At 62.0% G+C, this 20,059-nt stretch carries 19 protein-coding genes; 6 read left to right on the forward strand and 13 right to left on the reverse strand.

The features are described from left to right. Nucleotide 1 precedes the first annotated feature (1 nt). The 3 genes from LOY45_RS21690 to LOY45_RS21700 all read left to right on the forward strand — a co-directional run bounded on the left by LOY45_RS21690 (nt 2) and on the right by LOY45_RS21700 (nt 5,458). On the forward strand, nt 2–1,099 hold the full coding sequence (locus LOY45_RS21690) for a DUF1513 domain-containing protein (protein WP_134061438.1): 1,098 nt from the start codon (nt 2–4) through the stop codon (nt 1,097–1,099). A gap of 125 nt (nt 1,100–1,224) precedes the next feature. Beyond that, nucleotides 1,225–2,376 carry an efflux RND transporter periplasmic adaptor subunit gene (locus LOY45_RS21695; protein WP_134061437.1) on the forward strand — a complete coding sequence of 384 codons (1,152 nt, stop codon included), beginning with the start codon at nt 1,225–1,227 and terminating at the stop codon, nt 2,374–2,376. A gap of 13 nt (nt 2,377–2,389) precedes the next feature. Further along, nucleotides 2,390–5,458: a multidrug efflux RND transporter permease subunit gene (locus LOY45_RS21700; protein WP_115085459.1), complete on the forward strand. Its 3,069-nt coding sequence runs from the start codon at nt 2,390–2,392 to the stop codon at nt 5,456–5,458. Between the two features lie 61 nt (nt 5,459–5,519). Here LOY45_RS21700 and LOY45_RS21705 read toward each other — a convergent pair whose 3' ends face one another. The 5 genes from LOY45_RS21705 to colR form a co-directional block, all read right to left on the reverse strand. Continuing rightward, entirely contained in the window at nt 5,520–5,747 is a 228-nt protein-coding gene (locus LOY45_RS21705) for a hypothetical protein (protein ID WP_115085458.1), read from the reverse strand. Further along, complete coding sequence (locus LOY45_RS21710; protein ID WP_233674843.1) at nt 5,747–6,457, reverse strand: lipopolysaccharide kinase InaA family protein; 711 nt, start codon at nt 6,455–6,457, stop codon at nt 5,747–5,749. The genes LOY45_RS21705 and LOY45_RS21710 overlap by 1 nt, the downstream gene beginning before the upstream one ends. Nucleotides 6,458–6,464: 7 nt before the next feature. Then, the gene (locus tag LOY45_RS21715) at nt 6,465–7,145 is read right to left on the reverse strand and encodes a class I SAM-dependent methyltransferase (protein ID WP_115085456.1); all 681 of its coding nucleotides are present in this window, start codon (nt 7,143–7,145) and stop codon (nt 6,465–6,467) included. Between the two features lie 136 nt (nt 7,146–7,281). Further along, complete coding sequence (locus tag LOY45_RS21720; RefSeq protein WP_115085455.1) at nt 7,282–8,580, reverse strand: sensor histidine kinase; 1,299 nt, start codon at nt 8,578–8,580, stop codon at nt 7,282–7,284. Beyond that, nucleotides 8,570–9,253, reverse strand: a complete 684-nt coding sequence (gene colR, locus LOY45_RS21725; RefSeq protein ID WP_100782556.1) for a two-component system response regulator ColR — start codon at nt 9,251–9,253, stop codon at nt 8,570–8,572. The genes LOY45_RS21720 and colR overlap by 11 nt, the downstream gene beginning before the upstream one ends. 189 nt (nt 9,254–9,442) lie before the next feature. Between colR and LOY45_RS21730 the strand changes: the two genes are divergently transcribed. Further along, nucleotides 9,443–10,177: a phosphatase PAP2 family protein gene (locus tag LOY45_RS21730; RefSeq protein ID WP_115085454.1), complete on the forward strand. Its 735-nt coding sequence runs from the start codon at nt 9,443–9,445 to the stop codon at nt 10,175–10,177. A gap of 162 nt (nt 10,178–10,339) precedes the next feature. Here LOY45_RS21730 and groL read toward each other — a convergent pair whose 3' ends face one another. The 5 genes from groL to LOY45_RS21755 form a co-directional block, all read right to left on the reverse strand. Beyond that, nucleotides 10,340–11,992: a chaperonin GroEL gene (gene groL, locus LOY45_RS21735; RefSeq protein WP_115085453.1), complete on the reverse strand. Its 1,653-nt coding sequence runs from the start codon at nt 11,990–11,992 to the stop codon at nt 10,340–10,342. A gap of 47 nt (nt 11,993–12,039) precedes the next feature. After that, a complete protein-coding gene (locus LOY45_RS21740) occupies nt 12,040–12,333 on the reverse strand; it encodes a co-chaperone GroES (RefSeq protein ID WP_003260750.1) in 294 nt (97 codons plus the stop codon). Nucleotides 12,334–12,590: 257 nt separating this feature from the next. Then, nucleotides 12,591–13,094: an FxsA family protein gene (locus tag LOY45_RS21745; RefSeq protein WP_115085452.1), complete on the reverse strand. Its 504-nt coding sequence runs from the start codon at nt 13,092–13,094 to the stop codon at nt 12,591–12,593. Between the two features lie 64 nt (nt 13,095–13,158). After that, nucleotides 13,159–13,890, reverse strand: coding sequence for a HugZ family pyridoxamine 5'-phosphate oxidase (locus LOY45_RS21750; protein ID WP_115085451.1), 732 nt, complete (start codon nt 13,888–13,890; stop codon nt 13,159–13,161). Between the two features lie 107 nt (nt 13,891–13,997). Beyond that, nucleotides 13,998–15,005: a DUF481 domain-containing protein gene (locus LOY45_RS21755; protein ID WP_115085696.1), complete on the reverse strand. Its 1,008-nt coding sequence runs from the start codon at nt 15,003–15,005 to the stop codon at nt 13,998–14,000. 152 nt (nt 15,006–15,157) lie between these two features. On the opposite strand from LOY45_RS21755, the gene LOY45_RS21760 reads away from it, so the two are divergent. Further along, entirely contained in the window at nt 15,158–15,511 is a 354-nt protein-coding gene (locus tag LOY45_RS21760) for an MGMT family protein (RefSeq protein ID WP_115085450.1), read from the forward strand. A 43-nt stretch (nt 15,512–15,554) separates the two neighbouring features. Further along, the gene (locus LOY45_RS21765) at nt 15,555–17,096 is read left to right on the forward strand and encodes an AmpG family muropeptide MFS transporter (protein ID WP_134061434.1); all 1,542 of its coding nucleotides are present in this window, start codon (nt 15,555–15,557) and stop codon (nt 17,094–17,096) included. Nucleotides 17,097–17,120: 24 nt separating this feature from the next. On the opposite strand, the gene LOY45_RS21770 is transcribed toward LOY45_RS21765, so the two are convergent. The 3 genes from LOY45_RS21770 to LOY45_RS21780 all read right to left on the reverse strand — a co-directional run bounded on the left by LOY45_RS21770 (nt 17,121) and on the right by LOY45_RS21780 (nt 19,982). Beyond that, on the reverse strand, nt 17,121–18,371 hold the full coding sequence (locus tag LOY45_RS21770) for an MFS transporter (RefSeq protein WP_258578341.1): 1,251 nt from the start codon (nt 18,369–18,371) through the stop codon (nt 17,121–17,123). A gap of 166 nt (nt 18,372–18,537) precedes the next feature. After that, on the reverse strand, nt 18,538–19,380 hold the full coding sequence (locus LOY45_RS21775; RefSeq protein ID WP_115085447.1) for a mechanosensitive ion channel family protein: 843 nt from the start codon (nt 19,378–19,380) through the stop codon (nt 18,538–18,540). A gap of 116 nt (nt 19,381–19,496) precedes the next feature. Next, on the reverse strand, nt 19,497–19,982 hold the full coding sequence (locus tag LOY45_RS21780) for a YajQ family cyclic di-GMP-binding protein (RefSeq protein ID WP_010220808.1): 486 nt from the start codon (nt 19,980–19,982) through the stop codon (nt 19,497–19,499). Between the last annotated feature and the right edge of the window lie 77 nt (nt 19,983–20,059).

Below are 20,059 nucleotides of genomic sequence, written 5' to 3' on the forward strand. Positions count from 1 at the left end.
CATGTTGCGACGCCAGGCTCTCAAACTCGGTAGCGTTGTGCTCAGTGCCCTCACCCTCGGCGGCTGGGCCCTGTTTCGCAACAAGGGCAGCACCCCGCTGCTGCTCTCGGCGCGGGACGATGGCGATGGCAAGCACTACGCCGTCGGCTACCGCCTGGACGGTACCCAGGTGTTCGCCACCCAGGTGGGCCTGCGTTGCCACGACATCATCAACCATCCCGAGCAGCCGATTGCCCTGTTCGTCGCCCGCCGCCCCGGCACCGAGAGCTACCTGATCGACCTGCGTGATGGTCGCTTGCTGCAGACCATCACTTCGCAGCCGAACCGGCATTTCTACGGCCACGCGGTGATTCACAAGAGCGGTGAATGGCTGTACGCCACCGAGAACGACACCACCGAGCCCGGTCGTGGCGTGCTGGGTGTGTATCGGTTCGACGGCGAACGCCTGCAGCACAGCGGTGAAATCTCCACCCACGGTATCGGCCCGCATCAGGTGTCGTGGATGCCCGACGGCGAAACCCTGGTGGTGGCCAACGGCGGCATCCGCACCGAAGCCGAAAGCCGGGTAGAGATGAACCTCGACGCCATGCAGCCAAGCCTGGTGCTGATGCAGCGCGACGGCACCTTGCTGAGCAAAGAGGTGCTGAGCCAGCAGATGAACAGCGTGCGCCACCTGGCGATTGCCGCCGATGGCACCATCGTTGCCGGCCAGCAGTTCATGGGGGCCAGCCACGAGACCGCCGAGCTGCTGGCGATCAAGCGCCCGGGCCAGGCTTTCGAAGCCTTTCCGGTGCCCGAGCAGCAGTTGCAGTCCATGGCCCACTACACCGCCAGCGTCGCCATTCACAACGAGCTGCGCCTGGTCGCCCTGACCGCGCCACGGGCCAACCGCCTGTTCATCTGGGACCTGGACACTGCCCAGGTGCGCCTGGATGCACCGATGCCCGATTGCGCCGGCGTCGGCGCCGTGGCAGACGGCTTTGTCGTGACCTCCGGCCAGGGCCGCTGCCGCCTGTACGATTGCCGCAAAAGCGAGCTGATCGGCCAGCCGCTGCAACTGCCTTCAGGGCTCTGGGACAACCACCTGCACCTGGCCTGAAATTAGCCTGGAACACAGGCTTCCCAGGCCCGGTCAACAGAGTAATATTCGGCTACATCGCACGTGGGCAGGAGCGCCCGCAGTCGTGCCAATCGAACAAAAAATCGTATCCAAGGAACTGGACTATGCTGCGCCGCCGCATGCTGATCATGTTAGGTGTTGTCCTGCTGCTCGTACTGATCCTGGGGGGCTATAAAGCCTTCACGATTTACCAGCAGGTGCAGATGTTCTCGGTCCCCAAGCCGCCGATCAGCGTGGCGGCGACCGAGGCCCGCGAGCGCGCCTGGCAGAACCGCCTGCCCGCCGTCGGTAGCCTCAAGGCCCTGCAAGGGGTCGACCTGAGCCTGGAGATCGCCGGTACGGTCAAGACGCTGCTGTTCGAGTCCGGGCAGCAGGTCAGCAAGGGCCAACCGCTGCTGCAACTGGACAGCGATGTCGAAACCGCCCTGCTCGGTACCGCCTTGGCCGATCTGGGCCTGGCCCAGGTCGATTACAACCGCGGCAGCCAGCTGGTCGGCAGCCAGGCCATTTCCAAGGGCGAGTTCGATCGGCTCAGCGCCCAGTTCAAGCGCAACAAGGCGGTGGTCGACCAGCTCAAGGCCTCACTGGCGAAAAAGAGCATCAATGCGCCCTTCAGCGGTACCATCGGCATCCGCCAGGTCGACGTCGGCGACTACCTGGCCAGCGGTACGGTAATCGCCACCCTGCAAGACCTTAGCAGCCTTTACGTCGATTTCTTCGTCCCGGAACAGTCGATTCCCAAGTTGAGCATCGGCCAGCAGGTGCTGGTCAACGTCGCCGCTTACCCGCAAGAAAACTTCCCCGGCAGCATCAGCGCAATCAATCCCAAGGTCGAGGACAGCACGCGCAACGTGCAGGTTCGCGCCACCCTGGCCAATCCCGAGGGCAAGCTGCTACCCGGCATGTTCACCAGCCTGCAGGTGCTGCTGCCCGACCCGCAGCCACAGGTGGTGGTCCCGGAAAGCGCGGTGACCTACACCCTGTATGGCAACTCGGTGTATGTCGCCGTACCGCAAAAAACCGACGACGCTCAGCCGCCGCACAACGCCGATGGCCAGCCGCCGGCGCTGATCGCCGAGCGGCGCTTCGTCGAGACCGGCGAACGGCGTGACGGCCTGGTGGTGATCAGCAAAGGCTTGAAACCCGGTGAAACCGTTGTGACCGCCGGCCAGTTGAAACTCACCCAGGGCGCGGCGATCAGCATCAGTCCGGACAAGACCCAGGCAGCACCGAACAGCCAGTCGCGCGTCAACTGAGCGAGGAACCGTCATGGCTTTTACCGATCCGTTCATCCGCCGCCCGGTACTGGCCACTGTGGTCAGCCTGTTGATCGTCCTGCTCGGCTTTCAGGCCTGGAGCAAGTTGCCGATCCGGCAGTATCCGCAGATGGAAAATGCCCTGATCACGGTAACCACCGCTTACCCCGGAGCCAACGCCGAGACCATCCAGGGTTATATCACCCAGCCACTGCAACAGAGCCTGGCCAGCGCCGAAGGCATCGACTACATGACCTCGGTGAGCCGGCAGAACTTCTCGGTGATTTCGATCTACGCGCGCATCGGCTCGGACAGCGACCGGCTGTTTACCGAGCTGCTGGCCAAGGGCAACGAGGTCAAGAACAAGCTGCCTCAGGACGCCGAAGACCCGGTGCTGAGCAAGGAAGCCGCCGACGCTTCGGCGCTGATGTACATCAGTTTCTACAGCAGTGAACTGAGCAACCCGCAGATCACCGACTACCTGTCACGGGTGATCCAGCCCAAGCTTGCAACCCTGCCGGGCATGGCCGAAGCGCAGATCCTCGGCAACCAGTTGTTCGCCATGCGCCTGTGGATCGACCCGGTCAAGCTGGCCGGCTACGGCCTGAGCGCCAATGACGTGACCCAGGCGGTGCGCGGCTACAACTTCCTTTCCGCGGCCGGCGAACTCAAGGGCGAGTACATCGTCACCAGCATCAACGCCACCACCGAGCTGAAAACCGCCGAAGCCTTTGCCAACATCCCGCTCAAGACCAGTGGCGACAGCCGGGTGCTGCTGGGTGATGTGGCACGGGTCGAAATGGGTGCGGAAAACTACGACACGGTCAGCTCCTTCGACGGCACGCCATCGGTGTACATCGGCATCAAGGCCACCCCGGCGGCCAACCCGCTGGAGGTGATCAAGGAGGTGCGCAAGCTCATGCCCGAGCTTGAGAGCCAGTTGCCGCCAAACCTGAAATCCTCGATCGCCTACGACGCCACGCTGTTCATCCAGGCCTCGATCGACGAAGTGGTGAAAACCCTGGTCGAAGCGGTGCTAATCGTCATCGTCGTGGTCTTCCTGTTCCTCGGCGCCCTGCGCTCGGTGCTGATCCCGGTGATCACCATCCCGCTGTCGATGATCGGCGTGCTGTTCTTCATGCAGTTGATGGGCTACTCGCTGAATCTGCTGACCCTGTTGGCGATGGTGCTGGCGATCGGCCTGGTGGTCGATGACGCCATTGTCGTGGTGGAAAACATCCATCGGCATATCGAAGAAGGTAAATCGCCCTACGACGCAGCCCTGGAAGGCGCGCGGGAGATCGCCATGCCGGTGGTATCGATGACCATCACGCTGGCGGCGGTCTATGCCCCTATCGGCTTCCTGGAGGGGCTCACGGGCGCGCTGTTCAAGGAGTTCGCCCTGACCTTGGCAGGCGCCGTGGTGATCTCCGGGATCGTCGCCCTGACCCTGTCACCGATGATGTGCGCCCTGCTCTTGCGCCACGAACAGAACCCCACCGGCCTGGCCCACCGTCTGGATGTACTGTTCGAGCGGCTCAAGCAGCGCTACCAGACAATCCTCCACGGCACCCTCAACACCCGGCCGGTGGTGCTGGTGTTCGCACTGATCATGCTGTGCCTGATTCCGGTGTTCCTGATGTTCACCAAGAACGAACTGGCGCCAGATGAAGACCAGGGCATCATTTTCATGATGGCCACCGCCCCGCAGCCGACCAACCTCGACTACCTGAACAGCTACACCGAGGAGTTCCTCAAGATCTTCAAGGCGTTTCCCGAGTACTACTCGTCGTTCCAGATCAACGGCTTCAACGGTGTGCAGTCGGGTATCGGCGGCTTCCTGCTCAAACCGTGGAACGAGCGCGAGCGCACCCAGATGGAGCTGCTGCCGCTGGTACAGGCCAAGCTTGAAGGCATCAGCGGTCTGCAGATCTTCGGCTTCAACCTGCCCTCGCTGCCCGGCACCGGTGAAGGCTTGCCATTTGCCTTCGTGATCAACACGGCCAACGACTACGCGTCGCTGCTGGAGGTGGCCGAGCGGGTCAAGACGCGTGCCCAGGCGTCCGGTAAATTCGCCTTCCTCGACATCGACCTAGCCTTCGACAAGCCGGAAGTGGTGGTCGATATCGACCGGGCCAAGGCCGCGCAGATGGGCGTGTCCATGGACGCCCTTGGCGGCACCCTGGCGACCCTGCTCGGTGAGGCGGAGATCAACCGTTTTACCATCGACGGGCGCAGCTACAAGGTCATTGCCCAGGTCGAGCGACCCTACCGCGACAATCCCGACTGGCTGAACAACTACTACGTGAAGAACCAGCAAGGGCAGATGCTGCCGCTGTCGACCCTGATCAGCATCAGCGATCGTGCCCGCCCGCGTCAGCTCAACCAGTTCCAGCAACTGAACTCGGCGATCATCCAGGGTTTCCCGATGGTCAGCATGGGCGAAGCACTGGAAACCGTGCGCAGCATCGCCCGTGAAGAAGCGCCGGAGGGCTACGGTTTCGATTATGGCGGCGCGGCGCGCCAGTTCGTCCAGGAAGGCAGTGCTCTGTGGGTAACCTTCGGCCTGGCCCTGGCGATCATATTTCTGGTGCTGGCAGCCCAATTCGAAAGCTTCCGCGACCCGCTGGTGATCCTGGTGACGGTACCGTTGTCGATCTGCGGGGCGTTGATTCCGCTGTTCCTGGGCATATCGAGCATGAACATCTACACCCAGGTGGGGCTGGTGACCCTGATCGGGCTGATCAGCAAGCACGGCATCCTGATCGTCGAGTTCGCCAACCAGTTGCGCCAGCAAAGAGGCCTGAGTGCCCGCGAAGCGGTGGAAGAAGCGGCGGCCATCCGTTTGCGTCCGGTATTGATGACCACTGCGGCGATGGTGTTTGGCATGGTGCCGCTGATCCTCGCCACCGGCGCCGGTGCGGTCAGCCGCTTCGACATCGGCACGGTAATCGCCACCGGCATGTCGGTGGGCACCTTGTTCACCCTGTTCGTGCTGCCTTGTATCTACACCCTGCTGGCCAAGGCCGACGCGCCGCAGGTGAATGCGGGCTTGACCCGCGATGAGGTGCTGCCTGAATAACCTTCGCTTCGGGATCGACCGCGGGGCAAGTCGAATCGTCGCACCGCCGCTCCCTCAGGGTTCAGCCGCTGGCGCGTACGCCCTGGCTCAGCCCGAACAGCAACAGCAGCAGATCGTGGTCAGGTTTGGCATCGACCTGGGGTTTCACTACCCGTGGCAGCGGGCATTGCGCACCCGCATCGACCTTGCTGAAAATCTGCGGGCGCGGCTCCTCCCACGCGGCCACGGCGGCGGTTGCCACCCCCAGCGCAATCAACAGAAACACACCTCGAGCAATTTCTAGTTTCATTACTCTAAACCTTTGACTGCGCTGCCAAACGCCCTCTGATAAAAATAGAGCAGTTTTTGCCACTCTGCGTCAGTGAAAGACGAATGGCGGCGCAATTGTTTAAGGTCGTTGGCGGCGGCGCGCTGGCAGCTGATACGCCGGCGGCATTTCTCCAGGTCGAGCAACGCCACCTCAGCCCTGGCTTCGGCGCCTTCGCCGATAACCTTGACGAACACATGCTTGCCGTACAGGCAACCATGTTGCCAGTGGCCACGGTGCATCCGCGCCAGGTTCTGCGCCAGGTCCTGCAGGACCCGCTCATGCAGCGCCGGGTGGTAACGTTCACGGGCGCCGTCGGCGAACCAGCTGTCGATATCCTCGAAACCTTCCAGTGCCTCGCTGACCAGCAGGGCTCGCCACTGATGCTCGGTGTCGCGGTCAACACCGCAATAGACAATATGCGGCACCCGCACGCCGAGCTGCTCGAAACTGTTCAAGGCATCGTACTCACGCAGCACGGTAGGGCGGCCGAAGGGATGCAACAGGCTGCGGTAGATATGGCCGATCTGGCGCTTGGCGTAGAACGTATGGCCAGTGTCATCGCTCAGTCGCTGTACACCACTCTCGCCGCCGCGGCGCTGATTGGGCTCTTCCACCCATTCGCCCTGCTGGTGCCAGAAATGATCGAACTGATCCTTGTTCGTCGTTGCTGTTGTGCGCTCAAACCCCATGCCCCGCTTACCCCTTACGCAATAGATAGACTCGCCACATGGCATAGAACGGCAAGAAGTCCAATCGTTCCTGAATACGGAATCCTGCGGCTTCAAACTCTTCCTCAACCGTAGCAGCTGGTAACACAAAGCGATTCTGGTAACTGCCCTGCCCCTTTTCGGTGTAACGCCGCTGTTCGAGCTTCTTGCGCCGCCAGGCTTTGAAATTGCCATCGACCCACAGCGACACGATCACGCTGTCGCGGGTAACTCGTTGAAATTCCGAAAGTAATGTCTTGCGGTGGGCGGCCTCGCCGATGTGATGCATCAGGCGCATGCAAAAAATGCTGTCGACCGAGTTATCCGGTAAATCGATGGCGAACGCAGAAGTCTGCAAAGTGCGTACCCGTTCCACCACTTCGGCCGGTTGCGAGGCACGTGCCGTTTCGAGCATGGCTTCGGAGTTGTCGGCGCCGATGATCACCCGGTTGGGTTTTTCTGCCAGCAGGGGCCAGAAACGCCCGGCGCCGCACGGCAGGTCGAGGACCAGCCCGGGTTCGCCAGCCAGCGCCAGGGCGCGACGGGCCATTTGCTCGTCACGCTGGTGGGACATCCTGCGCGCCAGACCGTCCTGGTGCTTGTGGAAGTATTCCTTGGCGTGCTGCTGGTCGTACTTTTCCGAAAACTCGAGCTTGATGGGGCTACGCATGGTGCATCTCCTGACTCCAATACGCCCACCTTAGGCAGGCAAGCGTTGGCGTCAGGTCATGCGGGTGTGAAAAATTTGTGAGTTAGCGCGGCAAAGGTTTCAATTAATTACAAACTTTCACAGCTGGCCAATGGCCCTATTGCGCCTCGACCGTCCGATCCGGGGCCAGGCTCAGGTCCACATGAAAGCGGCAGCCGTGGGGCACCATGGCGGTCAGGCTCACCGTCCAGCCCTGGTCGTCGCAGATCCGCTGCACCAATGACAGCCCCAGGCCCAGCCCTTCACCACGCCTCTCATCACCGCGCACGAACGGCCGGAACATGGCTTCGCGCTGCTCTTCAGGAATCCCGACGCCACTGTCTTCGACCAGGAACCCGGCCGGCTCCAGGGTCAGGCGGATAAAACCCTGATCGGTATAGTGCGCGGCGTTGCGCAACAGGTTGCCCATCACTGCCTGGAGGAACGTGGCGTTATACAGGGTCGCGCTTGCAGCCCTGACGTCGTACAGCAAGGTCAGGCCCTTTTGCTCGATGGTGTCGCGCCAGACGCCAATCAGGTCGTCCGCCACTTCCTTCATGCTCGCCTGCGACGCCACGGCCCCTTCGTCGCGCTGGGCGCGGGCGAGCATCAGGAAGGTCTTCACCAGTTCCTGCATTTCTTCGGTGGCGCGGGCGATGCGCTCGACCTGAGAACGCGCACGGGTGTCAATGTTGGGATTGACCAGCAGTAGCTCGCAGGAGCTGGCCAGCACCATCAACGGGGTGCGTAGCTCATGGCTGACATCGCTGGTAAACAGCCGCTCACGGGTCAGGGCATCACGCAGACGCCCCAGGGTGTCGTCGAACGCCACCGCCAGCTGGCCGACTTCGTCCGCAGCGTAATCAGGTGCCAACGGTGGCGCCAGGCCGAGCAACTGGTCACGGTGACGTACCTGGCGCGCCAGGCGGATCACCGGTGCCATCACCCGCCGGGCCAGGACCCAGCCGAGGAACACCGCCAGTGCCAGGCTGAGGATGAAGCCGACCACCACCACCGCGAACAGCACGCGCTCGCGTTCTTCGAAGTCGCTCTGGTCCTGCAGCAGTACATAGTGCCGGCCATCGACGATCTCAACCATCGCGTGGTAGGACAGATCTTCACGAAACACTTCGTGAAAGCCACGGTCGAGGTGGCGCAGATCCTTGGGCAGCTCGAAGTCATCGCGCCCGCCGCTGAAATAGAACAGTTGATCCGGTCGCGGCCGGTGGCTCCAGTCGCCGACGCTGTCCATGCGCAGCAAACGCTGGAGGTCGCCGCCCAGCACTGCGGAAATCAGCCGTTCTTCAACCAGGTGGACGGTAGCGACAATGCCGAAAGCGAAAGCCCCGGCCACCAGCGCGCTCATCAGGGCAAAGGCAATGATGATCCGCTGGGCAAGGCTCTGTCTAAACTCCATCACGGCCCTCGGCCAGACGATAGCCCACGCCGTGAACGGTATGCAGCAGGGGCTTTTCGAACGGCTTGTCGATCACCTGGCGCAGTTGGTGAACGTGGCTGCGCAGGCTGTCGCTGTCCGGGCAATCATCACCCCACAGGGCCTCTTCGAGCACTTCGCGGCGCAGCACGTGGGGGCTCTTCTGCATCAGCACCGCCAGCAGCTTCAGGCCGACCGGGTTGAGCTTGAGCAGCTTCCCTTCGCGGCTGACTTCCAGGGTGTCGAGGTCATACACCAGGTCGCTGACCTGCAAGGTACGCCGGCCGCCGCCTTGGGCCCTGCGCAGCACCGCTTCGATGCGCGCGGCCAGTTCCGACAGGGCAAAAGGCTTGAGCAAGTAATCGTCGGCGCCGGAGCGAAAGCCCTGCAGGCGATCATCCAGCTGGTCACGGGCGGTGAGCATGATGACCGGGGTGTCACGACGGGCATCTTCGCGCAGGCGCTTGCACAGGGTGTAGCCGTCGATGCCCGGCAGCATGATGTCGAGCACGATCAGGTCATAGTGTTCGGTCGCCGCCAGGTGCAGGCCGGACAGACCATCCTGGGCACAGTCCACCGTATAGCCCTTCAGGCCAAGGTAGTCGGCCAGGTTGGCAAGGATATCGCGGTTGTCTTCAACCAGTAGAATTCGCATTGGGGTATCTCCCGTCTGGCGCTTTTGCCTGCTTGGCAGGCGCAGCTTAAGGCCATCGGCGACGCCCGGCTAGGTCGGCGCGACTTTATTGCAGGTTAACGTTTTTTTCACCGAGCCTTCACGGACAGGTGATGGCGGCTGCCCGAGAATTGCCGGTCGGATTGTCCCCTCCATTCACCTGGACTTGCCATGTCGCTACCTGCCTACTCCCGTCCGCTGAATTTCTGGATTGCCCTGGGCATCCCCGCCGTCACCGCGGTGATATTGATCCTGCTGGAGCTGACCTCACTGGACATGGACCTGGCCAAGCTGGCGTTCGACCCGCTGGCCGGGCAGTTCATTGGCCGGCACAGCTACTTCCTCGAAGACATCCTGCATGACCGGGCGAAACAGGCCGTGATCGTCCTGGGTCTGCTGGCGATCGTCGCCTTTGCGATGAGTTTCTTCTGGTCGCGGCTGTTCAGCTGGCGTCGGGAACTGGGCTGCCTGGTGCTGGCCATGGGGTTGTCGACCAGCTTTGTCACACCGGTCAAGGCAGTGACGGCGGTGCAGTGCCCGTGGAGCCTGACCGAGTTTGGCGGCAAGGAGACCTACAGCGAGCTGCTCAGCCCGCGCCCGGCGACGGACAAGCCCGGGCGCTGCTGGCCGGGTGGCCACGCGGCGACTGGCTTTACCCTGTTTGCGCTGTTCTTTGTCCTGCGCGACCGGCGCCCGCGCCTGGCAAAGGCGGCACTGTTGTTCGCCTTTGGCCTGGGCACGCTGTTTTCGGTAGGGCGCATGCTGCAGGGCGCGCACTTCTTTTCGCACAACGTGTGGACTGCGGTGTTTTGCTGGTTGATCAGCCTGGGCTGTTACTACTGGGTGTTGTATCGCCGGCCGGTTGAACTGAAGCACAAGGCTGCGGTTACCGTGCCGACCTCGTAAGGCTGGAATGTGCGGTGACTGCATCGCTGGCAAGCCAGCTCCCACATACAGCCCCCCGTGGGAGCCGGTCTTGCCGGCGATGGGTTGCACAGCAACCCCAGAATTCAGGCAAAAAAAAGCCCCGCACTAGGCGGGGCTTTTTATCGAACGGGTAAGGCTGGCTTACATCATGCCGCCCATGCCGCCCATACCACCCATGCCGCCCATGTCTGGCATGCCGCCGCCAGCACCAGCTTCAACTGGAGCGTCAGCAACCATGGCTTCGGTGGTGATCATCAGACCGCCGATCGAAGCTGCAGCTTGCAGGGCCGAACGGGTTACCTTGGCAGGGTCCAGGATACCCATTTCGATCATGTCGCCGTACTCGCCGGTAGCAGCGTTGTAACCGAAGTTGCCGGAACCTTGCTTGACCTTGTCGACCACTACGCTTGGCTCGTCGCCGGCGTTGGCAACGATCTGGCGCAGCGGCGCTTCAACAGCGCGACGCAGCAGCTGGATACCAACGTTCTGCTCTTCGTTGTCGCCTTTCAGGCCTTCGATGGCTTGCAGAGCGCGAACCAGTGCAACACCACCGCCAGGCACCACGCCTTCTTCGACGGCTGCACGGGTAGCGTGCAGGGCGTCTTCAACGCGGGCTTTCTTCTCTTTCATTTCGACTTCGGTGCCAGCACCAACCTTGATCACGGCAACACCGCCAGCCAGTTTGGCCAGACGCTCTTGCAGTTTTTCACGGTCGTAGTCCGAGGAAGTCTCGTTGACCTGAGTGCGGATCTGGGCGATACGCGCCTGGATGTCGCCTTCTACGCCAGCACCGTCGACGATGATGGTGTTTTCCTTGGACAGGGTCACGCGCTTGGCGTTACCCAGGTGCTCCAGGGTAGCGGACTCCAGGCTCAGGCCGATTTCTTCGGAGATCACGGTACCGCCGGTCAGGACAGCGATGTCCTGCAGCATGGCCTTGCGGCGGTCGCCGAAGCCAGGTGCCTTGACCGCTGCAACCTTGACGATGCCGCGCATGTTGTTGACTACCAGAGTAGCCAGCGCTTCGCCTTCGACGTCTTCAGCCACGATCAGCAGTGGACGGCCGGCCTTGGCAACGGCTTCCAGAACTGGCAGCAGTTCGCGGATGTTGGAGATCTTCTTGTCAACCAGCAGCAGCAGCGGGCCATCCAGCTCGGCGACCATGGTGTCTGGCTTGTTGACGAAGTAAGGGGACAGGTAGCCACGGTCGAACTGCATGCCTTCCACGACCGACAGTTCGTTTTCCAGGCCCGAGCCTTCTTCGACGGTGATCACGCCTTCTTTACCGACTTTTTCCATGGCTTCGGCGATGATGTCACCGATGGAGTTGTCGGAGTTGGCCGAGATGGTACCGACCTGGGCGATGGCCTTGGAGTCGGCGCATGGCTTGGACAGGGTCTTCAGCTCTTTGACGATGGCGATGGTGGCCTTGTCGATACCACGCTTCAGGTCCATCGGGTTCATGCCGGCAGCAACGGCTTTCAGGCCTTCGCTGACGATGGCCTGAGCCAGAACGGTTGCGGTGGTGGTGCCGTCACCGGCTTCGTCGTTGGCCTTGGAGGCAACGTCTTTGAGCAGCTGGGCGCCCATGTTTTCGAAAGCGTCTTTCAGCTCGATTTCTTTGGCAACCGAAACACCGTCTTTGGTGATGGTCGGAGCGCCGAAGCTCTTGGCCAGAACAACGTTACGGCCTTTCGGGCCCAGGGTGGCTTTTACAGCGTCAGCCAGAACGTTGACACCAACGAGCATTTTCTTACGGGCGGAGTCGCCGAATTTTACGTCTTTAGCAGCCATGATCGTTTAATCCTTGAATACTTTGGAGTAACGGGAAACCAGCGGAATCAGCCTTCGATGACAGCGAGAATTTCGTTCTCAGCCATCACCAGCAGGTCTTCGCCGTCAACTTTCACAGTGTTGCTGCCCGAGTAAGGGCCGAAAACCACCTTGTCACCCACTTTCACGGCCAGCGCACGCACTTCACCGTTGTCCAGGATGCGACCGGTACCTACAGCGACGACTTCGCCACGGTTAGGTTTTTCAGCGGCCGAACCTGGCAGAACGATACCGCCAGCGGTTTTCGATTCTTCTTCGCTGCGACGGATAACGACGCGGTCATGCAGAGGACGAAGCTTCATTGTCGATCTCTCCTAATTGTGGTTTTCATCGGCCGGTATCGACACCGGCGGGTTGATGCTTGCGGCTTGGCCGCTCGTAGCCCGCGGGGCGGACCACACATGTAATGTCTGGTGCAAATCACCAGAAACCTTGCGGTGACCCATACATGAGGTCGCCAAGAGCAATTACAAGGCTTGCTGATGAAAATTTTTAGCGATCAGCCCCCTGTACAGCAAAACGGCCCCAAAAGGGGCCGCTGGCACAGCACAAGCAACCTTTACAGATCCCGAGGATTGCGCAGGTTGGGCTGAGCAGGATCTTCACGGCCGACCACTTCGCCTTCGATCACCGTTGGCTGATGGCCACGGCTGGACTGACCTGGGCGCGCCATGAACGGGTCATCGCCAAAGGCGCGCTGGCGCATGGCCTGGGCCTCGGCGCGCTCGCGCATCTTGCGCCCGAGCAGGCGGCGGGTGAACGGCAGCAGGCAGACCAGACCGATCACGTCACTGATGAAACCTGGCAACAGCAGCAGGCCGCCACCCAGCGCCAGCATCAGCCCGTGGAACATGTCTTCGGCAGGCAATTCGCCACGCTGCAGGCTCTCGCGGGCACGCAGGGCGGTGGCCAGACCCGCCACCCGCACCACCAGCACACCCAGGGCAGAGCCGGCGATGATCAGCAGCAGCGCCGGAAAGAAGCCGATCGCGGTGCTGACCTTGAAAAACACATACAGCTCCAGCACCGGAAAAATCAGAAACAGCAATAGAAAAGCACGCATCAACGGTTCCTCTGCGCAAGATGTCCTTGCAGTAGACCTTTAATGGATGCGATCCATCGCCATTTCAAGCCTCGGCGGTTGCACGTTGCGGCCATTGATCGGCGCGGGCCAGAAAAACCAGGGCCTCGCGCACTTGTATCGGCGTATTGCAGGGCGCAGCGAACGGCAACCAGTGCAAGCCCTGACCAATGCGCAGGTGCATGCCCTCGCTGTCGATGCCGACCATCTGCGCCGCCACGCCCTGGGGCAGGCCGCTGAGCTGGACGTAGTGTTCGATGGCATTGGCATGATCGCTGTTCATGTGCTCGATCATGCTCTGTTCGGCCTTGCCGGCAAAGGGGTTGGCCAGGCTCAGGTGATCGACCCAGTGGATCGCGCCGAAGCCGCCGATGTAGCGATGGCGCACCGGCTTGAGCACCCAGAAGTCAAAATCGTGGGCTTGATGGTAGTTGGCCGACTCTGGAAAATAGCGATAGTAGCGCTCTGCTGCGGCTTCGACCGCTTCGGGCTCAACCAGCTTGTGCGCCTCGGCCAGCACGGTCAGGCGGCCCACTGCCTGGACGTCCTGGGCATCACGCTCGCCTACCAGCAACGAGCACTTGGGGTCTTTTTGCAGGTTGTGGGTGTGCTGGGCAATGCGGCTGATCAGGATCAGCGGGTTGCCGTCGGCATCCAGGCAGTAGGGCACCACCGAACCGAAGGGAAACCCCGGCATCGACTTGGAATGGGTCGACAGCACCCCGCGGTATTCCTTGAGCAGCAGCTCCCGTGCCTGTGTTGCGGCTTTCGCGCTCACTGTATGTCTCCCCGCTCGATAATCGTCGTCGTGGCTGGCGGTGAAAGTGCCCGACCAGCCTGGTTAACCGACAAAATAATCATTATCGCCCGGGGTTGCCAGCGTGCTTACCAGGCGACGCCAAAACCTGCGGTGTAGCGGGTCTTGTCCAGGTCGCTGTCGCGGGTGCCGCTGATGATGTCCTTCTCGGCCTTGAGGTTGAGCGAGGCCCATTCGGTGACCTTGTAGCGCAGGCCGACTTCGGCATCCAGGGCGTACTCGGCGACGCCGCCGAGCGGCTTGCCGACCTCGCCGTTGGTGAAGAACTCGACGCGCTTGCCGATCAGGTAGCGGTTGTAATCCCACTTCATGGCCAGCGAGTAGAAGTTGTCCTTGCCGCCATCAGCGTATTCATAGTCGGTACGGTTGATCAGCGAGCCGAGGGAGAACGCGCCCAGCTCGTTGTCCCAGAACTGGTAACCCGGGCCGGTACCCACAGTGCGCTGGCGGGCCAGGTCTTCGATATGGTCACGCTTGTATTCCAGACGGCCCTGCCAGAACCACTTCTCGGTAATGAAGCGGTCCAGCGCGTATTCGGCGCTCCAGTTGTTGGTGGTGGTGACGTCGTCCTTGCTCTCGCGGTTGTATTCGCCCTCGGCCTGGTGACGCCAGCGGCCGTGACGGGCGGTGGTCTTGAAGTCGATGTCGTAGTCGTCGCTGTTGGTTTCGGCGCGTTTGTAGTCCAGGGCCAGGTCGACGTTACCCTTCCAGGTCAGGTCCTCGACCACCGGCTTTGGCTTCATGATCTGCTGGATGCTGGCCAGCTCGACCGTCCTGGGTGTCTCGCCGTTGGCCAGAGTGACCTTACCGTTGTCCGCAGCGTGCAGCGACTTGGCCTTCTCGCCGGTGTAGGCGTCCTGCTTGACCAGCAGTTCCTGGTCGCTTTCCAGAGTCTTGACCTGCTTCCAGTCCAGTGCAATGGAGCCGCCATAGGGCGTTTCGAGCAGCAGTTTACCGCCATCAAAGACCTTGATCTTGCCGCTCAGCTTGTCACCGTTTTTCATCCACACGGTATCGGCAAGGGCTGGGGTACAGGCAGCGGCCAGGGCAACGCACAACAGGGCTCTAGGAGACATAAGCAGCAACGGACTCGGGTTCGCGAAAAAAGTCGGGCATTATCCAGATACCCGCCATCAGAGCAAGGACTGACCTGCACCATGTCGATGAGTTCAATTCTTATTTGCCCGCTCTACCCGGCACATCCCGCGTGGCCTGGGTCAATTGCGCGATGAGCGGGATTCCTGGCGATCCGACCGAAAGCGCCGAAGCCCGACGAATGGCACTCTATCTGGTGCTTGGCCAGGTACCCGCCGGCAAGGTGATCAGCTACGGCGAGCTCGCCCACCTGGCCGGCCTTGGCCGTGCAGCGCGCTGGGTCGGGCGTACCCTGAGCCAGCTGCCCAGTGACACCCAGTTGCCCTGGCACCGGGTGCTGGGCGCCGGCGGTCGCCTGAGCCTGGCGCTGGGCACCCCATCGGGCGACGAGCAGCGTGCCCGGCTACGGGCAGAAGGCATCACCCTGCACAATAATCGTGTGGATATGTTGCGCCATGGCTGGCGCCCGATGGAGCACAGCGGTTAGAGTGCGCGCTTTGTTTTCGTAAACTTGAGGCAGATGTTGGCCCATGCCCCGTAAAACCTGGCGCGCTGCGCTCGCTGCCTATGCCAGCCCGTCGACACTGGTACTGTTGTTGCTCGGCTTTGCCGCCGGCTTGCCTTACATGCTGGTGTTTTCGACCCTGTCGGTATGGCTGCGCGAGGCCGGCGTGGCCCGTGAAACCATCGGTTATGCCAGCCTGATCGGCTTGGCCTATGCCTTCAAATGGGTGTGGTCGCCGCTGCTCGACCAATGGCGCCTGCCCTTGCTCGGCAAACTCGGGCGCCGTCGCTCCTGGCTGGTGCTGTCTCAGGTGCTGGTGGTCATCGGGCTGGTCGGCATGGGCTTCTGCGACCCGCAAAAACACCTGTCGTGGCTGATTGCCCTGGCGGTGCTGGTGGCCTTTGCCTCGGCCACCCAGGACATCGCCGTCGACGCCTATCGCCTGGAAATCGCCGACGACCAGCGCCAGGCTGCGCTTGCCGCCAGCTACATGGCCGGCTACCGGGTTGCCGCGCTGCTGGCCACCGCCGGTGCGCTGTTCTTCGCCGAGGGCTTCGGTTCCACCGGCTTCAGCTACCTGCACAAGGCCTGGACCGGCACCTACGTGCTGTTCGGTGTGATGATGCTGCCGGCAGTGATCACCACCCTGTTGATGCGCGAGCCTCCGGTGCCGCTGCGCACCCAGCTGTCGGCGGCGCGCTACGGCCTGAGCCACCAGCTGGTGTCGGTGTTCGTGCTGATCATCCTGCTGGTATCGGTACCGGCAACGTTCACCCAGCTGTACAACACCGATTTCGCCAGCGTGCTGTTCGAAGGCGTGAGCCTGCTCGACCTGCTGCTCGAAGACCGCGCCTTCCTGCGGGCGATCCTGTACATCACCCTGACCGTCCTGTGCCTGTCGTCCATGGGCCGCCGTGGCCTGGCACCGGTGCTGACCCCGGTCAACGACTTCATCACCCGCTACCGCTGGCAGGCCCTGCTGCTGCTCGGGCTGATCGCCACCTACCGGATGTCCGACACGGTGATGGGCGTGATGGCCAACGTGTTCTACATCGACCAGGGCTTCACCAAGGACCAGATCGCCAGCGTCAGCAAGATCTTCGGCCTGATCATGACCCTGGTGGGTGCCGGTTTTGGCGGCCTGCTGATCGTGCGCTTCGGTATCCTGCCGATCCTGTTCATCGGCGGCGTGGCGTCGGCGGCGACCAACATTCTGTTCCTGATGCTCGCCGACATGGGCGCCAACCTGCAGATGCTGGTGGTGACCATTTCGCTGGACAACTTCAGCTCGGGCCTGGCCACCTCGGCGTTCGTCGCCTACCTGTCGAGTTTGACCAACCTGAAGTTCTCGGCGACGCAGTACGCCCTGCTCAGTTCGATCATGCTGCTGTTGCCGCGGCTGATCGGCGGTTACTCGGGAGTCATGGTCGAGAAGTTCGGCTACCACGACTTCTTCCTGATCACCGCCCTGCTCGGCGTGCCGACCCTGATCCTGATCGCCCTGCAATGGCGCCAGGAGCGGGGCAAGCAGGAACCGCTCGAGAACCAGGTTGGAGAACGCCCCTGAACCGCGCTGAGGCTATTACCGGAGCTACTCCGGGATAGCCTCTGGCAAGTTGGTGGAAGCGCTCAGAACGACCCTCAGCGGCCATAGCGCCAGAATTCCCGCCGCCCCCGCCGCCAGGGCGAAGTGCACAAGGCTGGCGCCAGCCCCGAGCATCGCCAGCAACGCCCCGCCAAGGCCCAGCAGGGCAATGGTGATCATCCCCAGCATCGCCGACACCAGACCCTTGCTCTGCTCGCTGGAAAACAGCGTCATGCGGTACAGCACGGCGTTGGCAATACCCAGGCCCAGCGCATACACCGACATGCCGATCACCAGGCTCGGTACCGAAGGGTACAGCCAGGTGCCGAGCATCATGCCCAGCAAACCGATCAGAAACGGCCACAACGCCAATCGCACCAGGGTGGTGAGCGCATGGCGATCGGCAATCCGGTTGATCACCAGGTTGCCGAGGATCAGGCCGCCGAACACCGGCAATTGCCACAGGGCGTAATCCAGGGTGCTCAGGCCCTCGTCGTGGATCAACAGCACCGGCGACAGGCCGATCCAGCCGATCAGCGGCAGGCCGACCAGGCCCAGCGCGGCACTGCCGGCGACAAAGCGGCGGTTGGCCAACAGTTGCCCGTAGCCGGCCAGCAACGGCAGCAATTGGATCGGCTGGAACGCCAGGCGCGAGCCATCCCGGCGTTCGACGCCGAGGGTCTCCGGCATGAACCGGTACAGGGCAAACCAGGCCAGCACCGCTGCCGCACCGAACAGCACGAACAGCCAGCGCCAGGACACCCACTCCAGCAGCAGGGTACCGACCAGCGGACCAAGCAGCGGCGACAGCAGGGCGATATTGGCCAGCAAGGCCATCATCCGCACTGCATCGGCTTCGCTGAACGCCTCGTTGAGTGCCGGGTAGCTGACCGTCACCACAAAGCCCAGGCCAATGCCCTGCAACAGGCGCAGCAGGTTGAACAGCTCGATGCTCTGCACCCAGAAGGTGGCGATACAGGCCAGGCAGAAGAACGCGCAGCCGCCCAGCAGCAACGGACGACGGCCGTAACGGTCGGCCAGCGGGCCGATCAGCCATTGCAGCAGCACGCCACCGAGCAGGTAGAGGTTCAGGGCATGGGGGATGAATTCGGGGCTGGCGTTGAGCTCACCGACCACCACCGGCATGGCCGGCATCACCACGTCGCTGGCGAGGTAGGTAAGCAGTTCGAACAGCGCCAGGGTCATGGCGAAACAAAACGCCCGTAGCGGCGTAATGTTGATCAGGGGGGTAAGCATGATAAGACCGGGCAAACAGAAGTAAGCGAGCCTATATGCCAGAAAGCACTGGGCGCAGATAGCGCGAAGACGTGAACAAGTGTAATGGCTGCTGAAAGCATCGCGGGGCAAGCCCGCTCCTACAGGATTGTGTAGGAGCGGGCTTGCCCCGCGATTGCGTCGGTCGTTACTGCACCGCCGCTTCCTGCACAACGCGGATCACCCGCTGTGGAAAGGGAATGTCGATGCCCTCGGCCTTCAGGCGGTCACGGGCATGCTCGTTGAGCATGAACAGCACGTCCCAGTAATCGGCGGTGTTGACCCAGATGCGCAGCGATACGGTGATCGAGCTGTCGCCCAAGGTCGAAATCACTGCCTGTGGCGCCGGATCCTGGTGCACCCGCGGGTCCTGGGCCAGTTCCAGCAGCACGTTGCGGGCCTTTTGCAGGTCGGCGTCGTAGTCAACGCCAACATCGAACACCACCTTGCGCGTCGGCTGGCGGTTGGTGTTGGTGATGATGCCGTTGGACAGGCTGCCGTTGGGCAGGATCACGGTCTTGTTGTCGCCGGTACGCAGCACGGTATGGAAGATCTGGATGCTGTCGACGGTACCCGCCACACCCTGGGCTTCGATCCAGTCGCCGATACGGAACGGACGGAACAGCAGGATCAGCACGCCGCCCGCGAAGTTGGCCAGGCTACCTTGCAGGGCCAGACCGATGGCCAGGCCCGCAGCACCGATGGCAGCGACGAACGAGGTGGTCTCGATGCCGATCATCGAGGCCACGCTGACAATCAGCAGGATCTTCAGAATGATGTTGGCCAGGCTGCTGATGAAACCTTGCAGGGCCAGGTCGGCGTTACGCAGGGCAAGCAGTTTGCCCAGGCGATAGGTGACCTTGTTGATTACCCACCAGCCGATGGCCAGGGTCAACAACGCCAGCAACAGACGGCTACCGTATTCCATGATCATCGGAAGCCAGGTTTGCGAAGCCTTGACCAGCTGGTCGACCTCAGCGTTCAAATCCATAGTGTGTTCTCCTGATGCCGGGCGGCACAAAGCTGAATAAGACCTACCGCAAACGTTTCAGCGGCACCTCGGCCCTCGGACGCCAAAAAGGCGCCAAGGTTCCGGGCTCCGTGACTTCAGTCGCGGAAATTGTTGAACTGCAGGGGCATGCCGAACTCTTTGGCGCGCAAGGCGGCGATGGCCTCTTGCAGGTCGTCGCGCTTCTTGCCGGTGACGCGCACCTGCTCGCCCTGGATGGCGGCCTGGACCTTGAGCTTGGCGTCCTTGATATGAGCGACGATCTTCTTCGCCAGTTCTTTATCGATACCCTCTTTGAGCACCGCTTCCTGCTTCATGACCTTGCCCGAGGCGAAGGCGTCCTTCACTTCCAGGCACTGCACGTCGATCTTGCGCTTGACCAGGGCCAGCTTGAGGATGTCAATCATCGCCTCGAGCTGGAATTCGGCTTCGGCGGTCAGGTTGACGGTCAGTTCCTTTTCCTTGAACTCGAAGCTGCCCTTGCCCTTGAGGTCATAGCGGCGATCCAGCTCTTTGACCGCGTTTTCCACGGCGTTGGTGACTTCGTGCTTGTCCAGTTCCGATACCACGTCGAACGACGGCATACCTTTTCTCCAAAAAATAAAGGCACCCTCGCGGCTCTGCTGAAAGAGCGCGATGGAGCGCGCAGGGTTTGACGGTT

Origin of the sequence: Pseudomonas wadenswilerensis (assembly GCF_024749185.1) — a bacterium.
In the GTDB taxonomy this organism is placed as follows: domain Bacteria; phylum Pseudomonadota; class Gammaproteobacteria; order Pseudomonadales; family Pseudomonadaceae; genus Aquipseudomonas; species Aquipseudomonas wadenswilerensis.